Here is a 13,000-nt window from a genome sequence, read left to right on the forward strand (position 1 = left end):
CTCCAGGGTGCTCCCGAAGACATGGAGGTCGTAGTGTTTGGGATCCTTGGTGAGAAGGTAGAGATCGATCTCTGCCAACTCGAGGACGCGTGCGCACCCTTCAAACAGCCGTGAATAAGCTAGGAGCGTTTCATCGGAGGCGTTTTTATCGAGTAGATAAGAGACCACGCCAGACTGCTCAAGGCAGATAGCCTCGTGGTTGGCAAGTCCTTCTAAATCATCAATCGCGTTATCCTTGGACTTCTCCGCCCCCTGCCACTTCCAGGTTGCGAATGCAGAATAGACGAGAAGAACCACCAGCAGCGCGGCCAGGATCTTATCCCTACGCATTGTAATTCCCTCAAACATAAGCCTTCTAAATCCTTTTAAACCTTCAGCTTAACGCCGTTTAAGCCGAGGGTGAAAACATGCGCTGGAGTGAAATTCCCCGCGATGCCAAGGCCTACATGCTCTACCACACGCTCATAGCTCCCAGCCTCATAGTCTGGATACTCTTCCCTCTCTATCTCATGAAGACAGGCTACTCCATCCTCGAGGTCGGGGTATTCTTTACCTCTATCAACATCGCTTCGGTTCCGCTAACCTACCTCTTCGGCCGGGCCTTCAACCGCTGGGACATAAAGAAGGGCCTCATAACGATAGACGTCCTCTACGGCCTTTCCAAAGGGGCCGTGGCTCTCCTCATGCTCTTCGCCGGGAGAACGATAGAAAAGCTCTCCGCCATGCTCTACCCGCTCTACCGGGCCTACGAGCAGATAATCTACCCGGAGGATAAGTACGAGGAGATATTCGCCTGGCATCTGAAGCTTTCGGAGGTATCGCGCTTGGTTACATTCTCGATTATGGGCTACCTCCTCGGCTACGTTTATTCAGGCCCCCGGAGAGCTATCGTTTCACGTTCATGTTCTTCGGCCTCTTCTCAGCTGTAACAGTGACATACATCTGGCGGTTTCTCCCCTCTGTTGAAAAAGAGGGGAGGATAACACCGGGGGGCTTTACGTTCAGAACGGGCGAGTTCAAGCTTCTCTTGGCGTTTAAGGCATTGCTAACTCTGGCATAGGCCCTCGCGCCTGAATTCGTGCTGATCAACTACATCGTCTTCATGCTGCACAAGACAGTCTTTGAGGTAACTCTGGTGGCAGTAGCCAGCAGTTTGGCCTCGATTTTGGGAACCTACGCCAGCGAGCGCGTTCCGAAGGGAAAAGGCTTTCAGGCAATAGCCTTCGGGATGTTCCTCAACGCGTTCAACGTCTTCATCATGGCACTCTCACCGCCCCTCTGGGCAGTTCTGGCTGCTTACACAGTGGGGAACTTCGGGGACACCCTGTGGTTCCCCTTCTACCGCTCCTGGATGTTCAAGCTGATTCCGAAGGAGAGGGCGAGCGAGTTTCATGCAGCGATATCGAGCTACCGAAAAGTAATCGGCATCGTCGCTCCATTCATAGCCGGCTTTCTCGCGAGCGTCCACGCGACTCTGCCCTACGCGGCTAGTCTGACTTTCTTTCTGCTGGCAGGGGGCATGTTCCTGATAATCTTTAGGAGGAGCTGAGACACCCGTCAGCCTCTGTCCCTTCCCCCTCCCCTGGAAAAGCTCAAAACCTCCCGCAGTCCAAAACCCTCCAGAGGGTCAAACTCCTTCACAAGCTCCTCGACGAGCTCCCGGGGGAGACCTTCGCTCTCAAGGCCTTTTCTGAAGGCCCGCTTGCCCCTGTGTATGATCCTAGTTAAGCCCGCCACCTGGAACAGGAGTCTTGGGAGATGGAAGAAGAGAAATTTAAGAAAGGGACGGACGGTTCTCACTCTTCCTCCCTCTCCTTCTTGACGCCCGCTGTCTTATCCTTTCCGTGGACGATGTTGGATGGTCCGAAATGGCTTCCCTTACCCTTCATCAGCTCAGTTAGAGTCTCAAGGAGGGTTTTGGGAGCGTTGATGCTCTGCATGTACTCCTTCGTCAGCTCTGTGGCGGCCTCCTTGTCCATTCCCGCCTCTATTAGATTCTTGTAGAACTCTGCCACGCTCTTGCCCATGGCCTGCATCTTCTCAGGGCTGTAGAGCTCGTTCAGGAGCTCCTTAAGGGGGCCAAGGATGTCCTCTATCATTGGACCGACCTTTTCCATGAGCTTCGCCGCCCCCTCGATGTCCCTGTCGCCGTAGTAGGCCTCTATGAGGTCTTCAACAACGTCCACCTTTTTTTCCAGGAGTTTAACCTCCTCTTCGCTCCTGGCGTTTCTTATCTCCTCCGCCAGCTCCTCAAGGAGCTTCTCCAGCTGGGCCGGGGCCTTCTTCTCAATCTCAATTTCCTCAACGTTCGCCATATCAACCACCTCAGTAATCTTTAATCTGCTCAAACTTAATCGGCATTCCGATCAGCTTTAACCACCTCTTGACCACGTCCCTGGAGAGGGTGTAAACCCTGCCCCTCTCGGTGGGGACTTCCCTGACGACGCCCAGCCTCTCAAGCTCCTCCAGCTTTGCCCGGACTGTATTGCGGGAGGCCTTTCCGCGCCGGCCCTTCAGCTCCCTTGCGATCTGGCTCACGTTTGCCCTCCTGAGATCGAATAGAACCTTCACGATCTCCCTCGCTATCGGGTCATGCTTTATCTCCGGAATAACAACGTCTATCCCGAGCCCGCCGTACTCGGCGTAAACGTTGAGGAGCCTTAGATAAGCCTGCGCCATCCGGGAAACGAACTCGAAGCTCGCCCTCATCGCTTCGAGGGCCTTTTTGAGCTCCTGAACTTCCCTGGCCAGGTCTTCATCAGGCATGATGGTTATTTGTCTGCTCAATCCTAAAGGGTTTCCGGTCAGGGGTGAGCACTCAGCAAATCCAGGGCTTGAGCGCTAAAACGCAACCAATGAGAAGCCATACGAGCGAGACGAGAACCAGTTCGGGAAGGTTTCTCCTGTAATGCTCGCCTTGGAGGCAGTATGCGAGGCCAAGGGCAAGGCCGTTGGAATACAGAACGCTGAGGAAACCGCCGGAGGAGATGCCACACATCCCAGCAGGAAGGACGAGGAAGCCGAAGAGGAGATGAGTTTTGGCGTGCTCCCTGAGGAAATCCCACCTCTCAACGGAGTGGAGAGACCAAGATGACCAGCGCGAGGACCCAGCCCGGTTCGGTACAGTAAAAGGAGACACAGGGGAATTCCACCAATTTTCTCAGCCGTCCTGTAAAGGCCCACGGTTTTCCAGCTGATTCCTAAGAACAGCTCTACGATGAGGACAAGGAGGGAGTAAATGGGGAGGAGAAGTTTTCGAGGGTTCGAACTCCCACCTCAGAACTCAGGAATCCTTATCGGAGCCTGGAGCTCCTTCTCGTTCTTCTCAAGGTTGGTTGCAAGCATCCTGATCCTCTCAACGCCGTGAATTTCCCTTATGAACTCGGCAACGCTCTTAGGCACGAGCTCCTCCCATGGTTCACCCCCTATCATTCTCCGCCGTATCTCGGTCGCCGAAAGGATGTCCTTACGGAACATGGGCTGGACTATCACCTCGTAGCCCTTCTCGCGGAAGAGCTGGGCGACGAGAGAGTTCCCGGTGAAGACGACCTCGAAACGCGGCACCATGCTGACAACGTAGGTCGCCCAGATGGCGTTGAAGTTGATATCTGGGAGGGGGATGAGGTGGTAGCGCTTGTCGGCGAGGCTCGCTTCCCCCAGCGCCCTGATGAGCATCTCCATCCTCTCACTCGTAGTGAAGGGGTTCTTCAGAGTGTGGCTTGCCTGAGCGCTTCCTATGCCTATTATGACCTCATCAACCTGCGAAAAAACGAACTCAAGGGCTTTTATGTGCCCGTTGTGAACCGGCTGAAATCTTCCAACGAAGAGGCCTCGTTTAACCATGGCTTTCACCTCCAAATAAATGGGCTCCATCCACATTGGCGAGTTTTCTAAAACCGGAGTCAGGCATGAACTTGGGGTTGTTCTCAAGGCCGTTCAGGACTTCCCTTGCCCGGGGATTGCCCTTCAGGGCCTCAAGAATCATGGAGGAATCAACCAAATAGCTCCTCATACAGCTCCAACCTCATCTCTTTTGCAGATTTTTCTGAGGGCATAATTCCAGAGACATCATCAACGGTAACTGAGGGCCTTTTCTTCAGACGTGAGAGGCCAGTGACAAAGGTCTTCAGCTCTGTCAAGGAGCTCTTCCATGCCGTCAGGGACGGAGACTTTCAGGGTTATCTCTCCCATCTCACCCACCACCGAATTCTTGGATTCAAGGTTGATAAATATTCTCACCTTGAACGGGCCATGTTCAAAATTTTTGAACCTTTCGTTCAGGATTTTTGAATGAGCCTTACCCTCACCTCGTCTCCCACCTCAAGATTAAGCCTCTCGCCCGCGCTTCCCTGGTTGACCGCTATCTCAAGGTAGTCGTGGCTTCCGGGCAGAGCAAGGAGCTCACCGGGCTTCACCCGACCGTAGGTCTCTAAGTAAGGAATCCTGAGGCCGAAATCAGAAAGCTCGACCGCTTTTGGCCGTTCATAGTCTTCGAGGTTCAGTATGACGTTGCCGAAGTCGTCAACGTAGATAACCTTCAGAATCCAGATGCCGTTTTCCTTCCTTGGCTTCACATCAAGCTTGACCAGCGACTCAAGGGAAACCTCACTGGCGAACTCCTCAAGGGAAACGCCTTTCTCAATGAGCGCCCCGACTGGCCCAAAGACATCCCTACCGTGGAAGGTGGAGCTTATCTTCCAGCCCGTGAAGCGTGTGATCCTTTCGAGGTCTATCTCCCAGGCCCTTCTGGCGTTTATGTGTTTGAGGGGGAGCGTTGCGAGGCCATTATCCGGAACGACAAGCCACTGGTCGCCCTCGATGACCACAGCCCTCCTCTCAGTTCCAACGCCGGGGTCGATTACCCCAACGTGGACGGTTCCCTCGGGCGAGTACCTGGCGACCTGCTCCATCACGAAGGAACCTTCAACGACGGAGTGCCGGGCTACAGCGTGGGTAACGTCAACGAGCTTTGCTTCGGGATTAACGCGGAGCATCGCAACCTTCATCTCGCCGACGTAGGGACTCCTCAGGCCGAAATCCGTCGTAAGGGTTATCATCCCATCACCCAAAGTTTATTAATGGTTCGAGCTTTAAAGGGTTTGGAAGATGGGTATGAGGAAGGTGCTCCCCATTTTGCTGGTTCTCATCGTGCTGGCCTCGGGCTGCCTATTCAGGCCTCCGGCCGAGGTTAAGTTCTCAATCGACAACACCGCAGTTCCCCCGGGGGGAACCTTCCACCTAATAGTCACAGTCAACAACACCGGGAAGGTCGGACTCGTTGGGGCCACCCTGATACTCGGCAACGATGGCTTCCAGATAGTTCAGGAGCCGAGCTTTCCAGAGATCCTGAAGGTCGGGCAGAGCGTCCAGCTCGTGTGGATAATAAGGGCTCCAGAAAAGCCGGGGACATATAACCTGCAGGTCTCCCTAGAGCTCAGAGACGAGCTCAAAAGAACCTGGACTGGTTTCTACGGGAACTTTAGGATAACCGTCTCAAAGGAGGCCCTCCTCCCGGAGAGACTCCTCCTCAACGTCACGGCCCCTAAGAATGTGAATGGTGGTTCAACCTTTACCGCTACGGTAACTATTAAGAACGAGTTCAAATCACCAGTCCAGCTCCTGAACGCGAGTTTCACACTCCTGCCAGGCATGAAAGTAGTCAGCGCCCCCACCCTACCTCCCCAGCTTGAACCCGACAAGAGCGCGACGCTCCGCTACACAATACGGGCCCCCTTTGCCAGCAGGAACGGCTTCGTCACCTACCTCATCAGGTACTTCACTGGGGGCTCCTTCGGGAGCGTCGCCGGTAGCTTCAGGGTGATGGTTACATGGAAGCCGTGGGAAGCGAACGACGAGACGCTCTTCAAAGCTTACGGAAAGGAATACCACTGGATTGTGGACAGCTACATCGTTGATGAGTACTGGGTGAAGAAGTTCAACTCCACCTCGTACTTTGATAGGAAGAACCTAAAGCCCCTTGCCCTGAGAGTCATAGGAAACGCTACCTCAGACGTCGACGCCGCGGAGCGGGTTTTCCACTGGATACTCTCAAACTACTCCCTAGGCGACATAACTACCACCCTCCAGCCGGACAGAATCCTGCCCCAGGATAGGATAAGCTACATCGAGGCCCAGATACTTGCAACTGCGATGCTTCGCTCCTTGAACATACCCGCGAGGATCGTCAGCCTCTTCAACGGGACGGACTGCACCATAAGACCGGTGACCGAGTTCTACACCTCCGACGGCTGGTACATCATCGACTTCAAGCACGGGTTCATAGGGTCACTCGACGACTACCTGGCCAGCCCCTACTTCCCGAGGGTGTATCAGCTCGTAACTAGGGATCACTATCGGATCGTCGCCCAGAGCCCCATAGCCCTAAAGGGCCACGAGCACGTCGATGTGACCAACGAGTTCCTTGGAAACCTTGAGGGCAGGCTGATGAACAGGGTTCTGGAGCGCGTCAGCCCCACCCTCCGCTCAAAAGTCACCCTAGCCCTCTCGGAGATGCCCCCTGGCGAGAGGATATTCGCCCTCTTCATATTCTCCTCCGCTCCCAACGAGAGCGACCTCAATAGAATCCTAGGGGAGTGGAGTGTGGACAAGATAGAGAAAACCGTACAGGCCGTTTACGATTTCTACAAAAACATGCCCTGGAAGGACAACTTCACCTATTACTGGAAGATATTCGCGGGGGAAGTGCCATGATAGTGGTGCTCCGTCTTGGCCACAGGCCGGAGAGGGACAAGAGGATTACGACCCACGTGGCCCTTACGGCGAGGGCATTTGGCGCGAATAAGATAACAATCGCCGCTGAAGAAGACAACCACGTAAGGGAGAGCGTTGAGGACGTCGTGGAGAGATGGGGTGGGCCCTTCACGATAGAGTTTGACCAGAGCTGGAAGAGAATAATGAGGGAGTGGAAGGAAAGGGGCGGACTCATCGTCCACCTAACGATGTACGGGATTCACGTGGATGATGTGCTTCAGGCCTTAAAGAACGAACTGAGAGCGGGAAGGAACATTATGGTCATCGTTGGGGCAGAGAAAGTACCGAGGGAGGTCTATGAGCTGGCCGACTACAACGTGGCAATAGGGAACCAGCCCCACAGCGAGGTCGCTGCTTTAGCTGTCTTCCTCGACAGGCTCCTTGAAGGTAAGGGCCTGAGGAGGAAGTTCGAGAATGCCAAGCTCAAGATAGTCCCGCAGGAGAGGGGGAAGATGGTGGTTCAGCTGGGTGATGGCGATGGTTCTCAACAAATACAGGGAGAACGTTAAGGGTTATCTTGAGGCCATTGTGAGGCCCCTGGTAAAGGTTGGAGTTACCCCCAATATGATAACGGTGGTCGGCCTGCTCCTCAGCCTCCTCTCGGCCTACCTCTTCTACCTTCGCGAGCCAAGGCTCGCTGCTCTCGTCTTGCTTATTGGTTCGCTCATAGATGCACTCGACGGAACCTTAGCGAGGCTGACAGGAAAGGTCAGCCGTTTCGGGGCCTTCTTAGATTCAACCTCCGACAGGATAAGCGACGGCTTCGTCCTCTTCGGAGTAGCCCTCGGCGGTTTGGCCGACTGGAGAATAGCGTTCCTCACCTTCATGGGGGCTTATCTCGTCAGCTATGAGCGCTGCAGGGCTGAGTTAGCCGGCTCTGGAAAGCTAGCCGTTGGAATAGCCGAGAGAGCCGAGAGACTGCTCGTACTCATAGCCTTCTCTCTGGCCGGTGCCGAATACGTTAAATACGGCGTCTACCTCGTCGGAATACTCGCGTGGATAACGGTCTTCCAGAGGATGTGGGCGGCCTATCAGAGGCTTAAGTGAAAAGAAGGGGATGACGAGAATTTCGCTAAACGAGGGCTTACCGATGAAGAGCCCTGCCGTTACCGACCCCGGAGCCCTTTAACTATTTCCACCACCTCTCTTAAGCTGGAAACCACGAAGTCGCAATTGTTCCAGAGCTCCCTTTTCTCTCCCACGGGGTCGAGGAGGACGCTCATCATGCCAACGTTTTTTGCACCAGCACAGTCTTTTTTCGGGTTGTCGCCGACGTAGAGCGCTTCCGTGGGCTTCACTCCTGCCCGCTCAAGGGCGAGCAGAAAAGGCCTTGAGTGGGGCTTGAAGTAGCCCGCGTCCTCGCTGGTGGTTATGCTCTCAAAGAGTTCGTATATCCCTAGGGCCTTCAGGTGGGCCTCTATGTAGTCGTTGTCGGAGTCCGTGATTATTCCCACGTGGAGACCCATCTCCTTGAGCGCCCTTATGGTCTCGACGGCATCGGGATAGAGCCGCCCATACCTCCCGTGGAAGGCTATGCTAATTTCCCAGAACTCGGCTGGAATCTCAAAGCCGAACCTCTCGCCGACCCTCCTTAAAGCTTCGGTGTCAACATCCCTGATTTTTCTGGCCTCCTTCCCGGCCAGTTCACTGAAAAGCCTTGAGCTCTCCTCCTCGTAGGCCCTCCAGACGGTTTCGGCGTCGAGGTCTTCCCTTCCAGCCCTCCTGAGAACCTCGCGGATGATGTTGAGGTGGGTCTCGTTTTCGCCCTCCTTCGTTATCAGCGTGCCGACGAAGTCAAAGAAGACCGCCCTCATACTCCCCACCGTGAGTTGATAGTTCCGGGGGTTAAAACGCTTCCCGCCGAAGAGACGAAGCTGGCTCGAAAAAGTTTTCGGCAGATTGAAGTTATGACAGAAAAAGTTGAGAAAGACTTTTATCGTTCCATGGCTTTGTGCCAAGGGGGTGGGAACAATCGAGGCAATACTCCTTGTATGGGGTGTCAGAGACGAAGTGCTCAGGAAAATCCCTGTGGAGGGGAGCTGGCTCTATGGAGAGTACGACTTCATAGCCCGCGTGGAGTTTTCAAGCGAGGCTGAGATGGAAACCTTCGAGAGATCTCTCAGGAGGCTCATAAACGGGAACACCTTCAAGCTCATGCCCGTTAAGCTCTCAGCCGTCAAGAGGGAGACGGGGAAAGGTGAGGTAATCTCACGCCTTGAGAGCGTTAAAGTTTCGGCTCCATGAGGCCCCTTCTTTTCAGCTCTTCGTAGGCCCTCCTGAGGGCGTCCCTTATTAGGTACCTCTTGTTGAGGCCACCGAGCCTGTAGGCGGCTTTCCTCAGGCTTCCTGCCCTTAGGAACAGCTCTATGAGTTTCCTGTCCCCCTCCGAGAGGTCGAGGTGTCTGAGGGCTATCTCGGCTATCTCAATCGGGTTGTTCCCCTCGTAGGCATAGTCCGAGCTCATGACGGGCTTCTCAAAGCGCTCTGTGAGGCGGAAAACGACGACATGGGCAGGTGACCCATTACTTACGTAGCGGTAGTGCTCCCTTAAGGCCTTCACAAGCTCCTCCCTGGTGGAGAAGCCGTCGAGGAACGCATCTTCATCGGTAAGCTCCCCGACGGTCTTGCTCTCGACCCTCTCTATCACGGCCTTTCCAAGGGCGTAGCCGCCGGAGTGGATTAGAACCTCGTCCCCCTCTTTCAGGTTGGGCTTCCTGCCGAGCCTGACAGTTGCCCTCTTTTTGCCCCTCAGTATCGCCTCCGCGTACCTGCCGTCGAATTCGAGGTGCTTCATCCTCGCTCACCTTTATCGCCAACGAGCCTGAACCTTATCGCCACAACGCCGTAGCGGTTCTCCTTCCACCTCGGATAGAGGCTGTGGAATCTCTTTACGGCTCTCTCGAAACTCGGCTCGTCCGGGAAGATTTTCTTTATGGGTTCCTCCCTCAGAACCTGCCTGAAGGTCTCGTAAAACTTGACTCCAGTCACCACAGCCGGAAAGGAGTCATTGAATATTATCCTGTCCCCAGGCTTTATCCTCCTCAGCTGGGGATAGGCAACCCTGATCTCTATCATCTTCTCGCCCGACCTTATGAAGTCGAGGTATTCGTCCCTGACGTACAGCCTGTAAACTTTCATCCCGCTCCCCGAAAAACTTCCGGAGAAACTTTTAAATCCTTTGGCGAGAAAAAAGGACAAGGTGGGAGGATGAAAAGAAACGCGCAGACGGCCCTTGAGTATCTTCTCGTGCTTGCAGCTGCCCTTGTGCTCGTTGCGGTTGCAGTGAAAGTGATATTCCAGGCTATGAAGGACGTCAACAGGTCAGTGAACAGCTACGTTTCCCAAGTAAGGAAGGAGATGCTCGAAAACCTGTGAGGTGGAATCATGCTGCCCCCCTTTCTCCTCGGGGTTATTATGGGAGCCGTTACCTCTTATACTGATGTAAAGACTGGTTTTATTGACGACGTCCACGTCTTTCCAGCCCTCTCCCTAATCGAAATGCTGAGGGGGAGGTACTCCCCTGAGGGGACTCTTGAGAAAATACCCATCCCCGCCGTCGAGTTCGGGATAGCGTACTACGCATACAGGGGCCTATCCTCCGGCAACACTCTTCTTGCCGTTGCCGGCGTTGCGGGTTTCCTCCTCGGTCTTGCCTTGGGGCTGGCCCTTTACTACCTCGGCGGATGGGCCAGCGGAGATGTTCTAATACTCGCGGGCTTTTCGGCGCTCCTCCCCTTCCCCCCAGAGGGGGTTAAATACGTGCCACCCTACTACGGCAACTACCCCTTCTATCCGGTCACGCTCCTCCTCAACAGCATCCTGGCGATTTTTCCCTTCATCTTCGCCTACGCGCTGGCGGTCGTATTCACCAAGAAGAAGTTCAAAGAGCTCAGGGAGATATTCGTCTCCGGCACCGACACGACCCTGGAGCTGACCCTCTGGGTACTGGCTTCCTTCGTTGGGGTTCTCCTCATTGAAAGGCTCGGCTATAGGCCGGGGACGGTAGCCGAGTGGCTCATTGCCATTGCGATCATAACAGTCCTCGGAGCCAGGAGGAAGGTCGGAGACGTTATAGGGATAATCGCCCTCGCCTATCTGATATACTTGAACCCCGTTGAGGGCATTTCAATCACTCTAAAAACCTTTGTCCTGCTCTACACCTTCAAGGTCTTCCTCGTCCTCGTGAAGTTCATAAGGACGGAGGTTCTCATAGAGGAGGTTGGAGTCGAAGAGCTGAGGGAGTGGGACATACTCGGCGAGACGGTCTTTGAGAAGAACGGGAAGGTCATGAGGGACAGGCTCGACAGCTTCACGCGCCTAAAGCTCGCCTTCCTAAAGGGGAACCCCTCCCTCCTGAGGCCAGACTACGGGAGGGTTATAGCGTCCCCCTCCGCCGAAGGCCTTAGCAAGAATCAGATTGAAGAGCTTAGGGTGCTTGTTGAAGAGGGAAAGCTAGAAAACCGCTTTTTGAGGAAGAAGTCAATGCCCTTCGCCCCGGCCCTCTTCCTCGGCTTCCTGATAAGCTACTTCTTCGGCGACGTTTTCTGGTGGATAGAGCTCAAGATGATGGGGCTTTAAGCTTTTAAAGTGAGTGCAGAAAGAAGAACAGCCTGACATCACTCCCCTGGGAGGGGTGAACTGGGACTTCTGCTGGTCTACAGGGGGTGGATGAGCTTTTGCTTTGCTGAGGGGTGATGAACACGCCCTTCACTGACCCCCAAGGAGGTCCGCGATGATTTCCCTAACTTCCCTCAGGCTCCCGACGTTGTGATCTCCCTCAACGCCCTCGTGGGGATTTATCGCTATCGAGACGTCGGCCTCGCTGAACATGCTTAGGTCGTTGTAGCCGTCCCCAACTGCAACCGTCAGTTCTGGCTTGAGCTCCTCCTTCAACTCCCTCAGGATTGCCCCTTTACTCTTAAAGTCAACGACAGGGTTGACCTTTCCGGTTATAACCCCCTTCTCGTCGAAGACCAGCTCGTTGGCGTATATGTAGTCAGCTCCAAGTTCCCCACCAATTCTCTCGGCGAGGCACTTCAGCCCGCTCGACAGTATGGCTATCTTGAAGTCGTTCTCCTTCAGGAAAGCGATTAGCTCCGGGGCGTAATCCATGTACTCAACTGATTCGGCCCACTCCATTACCTCCTCCCGCGTGTGCCCTTTCCAGAGCGAAGCATCGAGCTCTGCCCATGCCACGTAGTCTATCTCGCCGGAAAAGAAGAGCTCGGCATACTCCTTCCCCTTCTCCCACGTCCCGAACTTCTTGTGTAGCTCGACCCAGCCTGACACCGACTTGACGAGAGTCCCCTCAAGATCAAACGCTATGAGCCTGACCACTTTACCACCTCAAGGGATGGAACCGGCGGAGCTTAAAAGCCTACTCCTTCCAGCCGAACTCTCCTATCAAAGGAACAAAAGCCACGCCACCGTGGTTCTTCACCTTCACGGAGCCGTCCTTTTTCTTTGTGACCTCAAGGAGGTTCTGCCAGAGGTGGTAGCTCCCGACCGGGATTATCAGCTTTCCGTCCGGCTTGAGCTGCTCCACGAGGGGTTCAGGAACCCTCGGGGCACCGGCGGTGACTATTATCCTGTCGTATGGCGCCGTCGGGGGAAGGCCCTTGCTCCCATCACCTGAGATCACGTGAACGTTTTTAACGCCGGCTCTCTGGAGGTTCCTCCTGGCGAACTCGACGAGTTCCAGAATCCGCTCTATGGTGTAGACGTCGGTCTTCACAAGCTCTGCCATCAAAGCTGCGTTCCAGCCACTCCCGGTTCCGATTTCCAGAACCTTCATCCCTGGCATTAGGTCGGCCAGTTCAAGCATTATCGCCACCATGTGGGGAGCACTCACGGTCTGCCCGGCGGGAATTGGCAGGGGCTCGTCTAGGTGGGCGTATTTTTTGTAGCGCTCCTCGACGAAGAGGTATCGTGGATACTTTAGAAAAGCCCTCCTAACGCTGTCGCTCCTTATGAGTCCCTCTCTTACGAGGTTCTCAACGGTTCTACGCCAGAGCTCGTCGAGGTCCATCAAAAAGGTCTCTCCCAAGGAGAATTTAAGGGTTGCGGAGAAGTTAGTGGCCGGCGGCGTTCTCGGTTTCCCGCCCCCTCTCGGAGGGCAGTACACCCGGGAACGCTGGCGGGCTTAACTTCCGGGGTCGAAACGAGACCGGGTGTGGCCCCGCCGCTATGGCCGCCGTGCCAATAACCCCTCCCGAAACGAATTTATAAA

Annotated in this window: 20 protein-coding genes, 1 rRNA gene and 1 pseudogene; 8 read left to right on the forward strand and 14 right to left on the reverse strand. The window is 54.7% G+C overall.

The genetic code is table 11. From position 1 onward, the window contains the following. Positions 1-348 (reverse strand): hypothetical protein (locus tag MVD07_RS00005; protein ID WP_297496896.1); only part of this gene is annotated, 348 nt, incomplete at its 3' end. Between the two features lie 59 nt (positions 349-407). Here MVD07_RS00005 and MVD07_RS00010 point away from each other — a divergent pair. After that, positions 408-1,549 (forward strand): annotated as a pseudogene (locus MVD07_RS00010) (MFS transporter). A gap of 8 nt (positions 1,550-1,557) precedes the next feature. Here the strand turns inward: MVD07_RS00010 and MVD07_RS00015 are convergent. The 3 genes from MVD07_RS00015 to MVD07_RS00025 are packed head-to-tail and all read right to left on the reverse strand — an operon-like array spanning position 1,558 to position 2,766. After that, positions 1,558-1,800: a hypothetical protein gene (locus MVD07_RS00015; protein ID WP_297496898.1), complete on the reverse strand. Its 243-nt coding sequence runs from the start codon at positions 1,798-1,800 to the stop codon at positions 1,558-1,560. After that, the gene (locus MVD07_RS00020; protein ID WP_297496899.1) at positions 1,797-2,315 is read right to left on the reverse strand and encodes a hypothetical protein; all 519 of its coding nucleotides are present in this window, start codon (positions 2,313-2,315) and stop codon (positions 1,797-1,799) included. Before MVD07_RS00020 ends, MVD07_RS00015 begins: the two co-directional genes overlap by 4 nt. 10 nt (positions 2,316-2,325) lie before the next feature. Further along, positions 2,326-2,766, reverse strand: a complete 441-nt coding sequence (locus MVD07_RS00025; protein WP_297496900.1) for an ArsR family transcriptional regulator — start codon at positions 2,764-2,766, stop codon at positions 2,326-2,328. 142 nt (positions 2,767-2,908) lie between these two features. On the opposite strand from MVD07_RS00025, the gene MVD07_RS00030 reads away from it, so the two are divergent. Then, positions 2,909-3,094 carry a hypothetical protein gene (locus tag MVD07_RS00030; RefSeq protein ID WP_297496901.1) on the forward strand — a complete coding sequence of 62 codons (186 nt, stop codon included), beginning with the start codon at positions 2,909-2,911 and terminating at the stop codon, positions 3,092-3,094. A 182-nt stretch (positions 3,095-3,276) separates the two neighbouring features. Here MVD07_RS00030 and MVD07_RS00035 read toward each other — a convergent pair whose 3' ends face one another. The 4 genes from MVD07_RS00035 to MVD07_RS00050 all read right to left on the reverse strand — a co-directional run bounded on the left by MVD07_RS00035 (position 3,277) and on the right by MVD07_RS00050 (position 5,057). Beyond that, entirely contained in the window at positions 3,277-3,843 is a 567-nt protein-coding gene (locus MVD07_RS00035) for a nicotinamide-nucleotide adenylyltransferase (protein WP_297496905.1), read from the reverse strand. Next, positions 3,836-3,985, reverse strand: a complete 150-nt coding sequence (locus tag MVD07_RS00040; RefSeq protein ID WP_297496907.1) for a hypothetical protein — start codon at positions 3,983-3,985, stop codon at positions 3,836-3,838. The genes MVD07_RS00035 and MVD07_RS00040 overlap by 8 nt, the downstream gene beginning before the upstream one ends. A gap of 86 nt (positions 3,986-4,071) precedes the next feature. After that, entirely contained in the window at positions 4,072-4,200 is a 129-nt protein-coding gene (locus tag MVD07_RS00045; protein ID WP_297496910.1) for a hypothetical protein, read from the reverse strand. A gap of 77 nt (positions 4,201-4,277) precedes the next feature. After that, positions 4,278-5,057, reverse strand: coding sequence for an S-adenosyl-l-methionine hydroxide adenosyltransferase family protein (locus MVD07_RS00050; RefSeq protein WP_297496913.1), 780 nt, complete (start codon positions 5,055-5,057; stop codon positions 4,278-4,280). 49 nt (positions 5,058-5,106) lie between these two features. Between MVD07_RS00050 and MVD07_RS00055 the strand changes: the two genes are divergently transcribed. The 3 genes from MVD07_RS00055 to pgsA are packed head-to-tail and all read left to right on the forward strand — an operon-like array spanning position 5,107 to position 7,818. After that, positions 5,107-6,711, forward strand: coding sequence for a transglutaminase domain-containing protein (locus tag MVD07_RS00055; RefSeq protein WP_297496916.1), 1,605 nt, complete (start codon positions 5,107-5,109; stop codon positions 6,709-6,711). Then, positions 6,708-7,280, forward strand: coding sequence for a tRNA (cytidine(56)-2'-O)-methyltransferase (locus tag MVD07_RS00060; protein WP_297496919.1), 573 nt, complete (start codon positions 6,708-6,710; stop codon positions 7,278-7,280). Before MVD07_RS00055 ends, MVD07_RS00060 begins: the two co-directional genes overlap by 4 nt. Then, on the forward strand, positions 7,249-7,818 hold the full coding sequence (pgsA, locus tag MVD07_RS00065) for an archaetidylinositol phosphate synthase (RefSeq protein ID WP_297496944.1): 570 nt from the start codon (positions 7,249-7,251) through the stop codon (positions 7,816-7,818). Before MVD07_RS00060 ends, pgsA begins: the two co-directional genes overlap by 32 nt. A 59-nt stretch (positions 7,819-7,877) precedes the next feature. On the opposite strand, the gene MVD07_RS00070 is transcribed toward pgsA, so the two are convergent. Then, positions 7,878-8,585: a TIGR02253 family HAD-type hydrolase gene (locus MVD07_RS00070; RefSeq protein WP_297496947.1), complete on the reverse strand. Its 708-nt coding sequence runs from the start codon at positions 8,583-8,585 to the stop codon at positions 7,878-7,880. A gap of 148 nt (positions 8,586-8,733) precedes the next feature. Here MVD07_RS00070 and MVD07_RS00075 point away from each other — a divergent pair, with 148 nt between their 5' ends. Continuing rightward, positions 8,734-9,015, forward strand: coding sequence for a hypothetical protein (locus MVD07_RS00075; RefSeq protein WP_297496921.1), 282 nt, complete (start codon positions 8,734-8,736; stop codon positions 9,013-9,015). Here MVD07_RS00075 and MVD07_RS00080 read toward each other — a convergent pair. Both MVD07_RS00080 and MVD07_RS00085 read right to left on the reverse strand, forming a co-directional pair. After that, positions 8,996-9,565: an ASCH domain-containing protein gene (locus MVD07_RS00080; RefSeq protein WP_297496924.1), complete on the reverse strand. Its 570-nt coding sequence runs from the start codon at positions 9,563-9,565 to the stop codon at positions 8,996-8,998. The two genes, MVD07_RS00075 and MVD07_RS00080, sit on opposite strands and share 20 nt — an antisense overlap. Continuing rightward, the gene (locus tag MVD07_RS00085; RefSeq protein ID WP_297496927.1) at positions 9,562-9,909 is read right to left on the reverse strand and encodes an ASCH domain-containing protein; all 348 of its coding nucleotides are present in this window, start codon (positions 9,907-9,909) and stop codon (positions 9,562-9,564) included. The genes MVD07_RS00080 and MVD07_RS00085 overlap by 4 nt, the downstream gene beginning before the upstream one ends. A gap of 69 nt (positions 9,910-9,978) precedes the next feature. Here MVD07_RS00085 and MVD07_RS00090 point away from each other — a divergent pair, with 69 nt between their 5' ends. Both MVD07_RS00090 and MVD07_RS00095 read left to right on the forward strand, forming a co-directional pair. Further along, positions 9,979-10,146 carry a class III signal peptide-containing protein gene (locus MVD07_RS00090; RefSeq protein WP_297496930.1) on the forward strand — a complete coding sequence of 56 codons (168 nt, stop codon included), beginning with the start codon at positions 9,979-9,981 and terminating at the stop codon, positions 10,144-10,146. Positions 10,147-10,155: 9 nt separating this feature from the next. Then, a complete protein-coding gene (locus MVD07_RS00095; RefSeq protein ID WP_366078413.1) occupies positions 10,156-11,349 on the forward strand; it encodes an A24 family peptidase C-terminal domain-containing protein in 1,194 nt (397 codons plus the stop codon). A gap of 129 nt (positions 11,350-11,478) precedes the next feature. On the opposite strand, the gene MVD07_RS00100 is transcribed toward MVD07_RS00095, so the two are convergent. From MVD07_RS00100 to rrf, 3 genes are all read right to left on the reverse strand, one after another. After that, positions 11,479-12,108 (reverse strand): HAD-IB family phosphatase, encoded by a 630-nt coding sequence (locus tag MVD07_RS00100; RefSeq protein WP_297496940.1) that lies wholly within the window; start codon positions 12,106-12,108, stop codon positions 11,479-11,481. A 40-nt stretch (positions 12,109-12,148) separates the two neighbouring features. Further along, a complete protein-coding gene (locus MVD07_RS00105) occupies positions 12,149-12,799 on the reverse strand; it encodes a protein-L-isoaspartate(D-aspartate) O-methyltransferase (RefSeq protein WP_297496942.1) in 651 nt (216 codons plus the stop codon). Positions 12,800-12,847: 48 nt separating this feature from the next. Next, positions 12,848-12,969, reverse strand: a 5S ribosomal RNA gene (gene rrf / locus MVD07_RS00110). Between the last annotated feature and the right edge of the window lie 31 nt (positions 12,970-13,000).

The sequence above is a fragment of the Thermococcus sp. genome (genome assembly GCF_027008145.1).
Classification (GTDB): domain Archaea; phylum Methanobacteriota_B; class Thermococci; order Thermococcales; family Thermococcaceae; genus Thermococcus.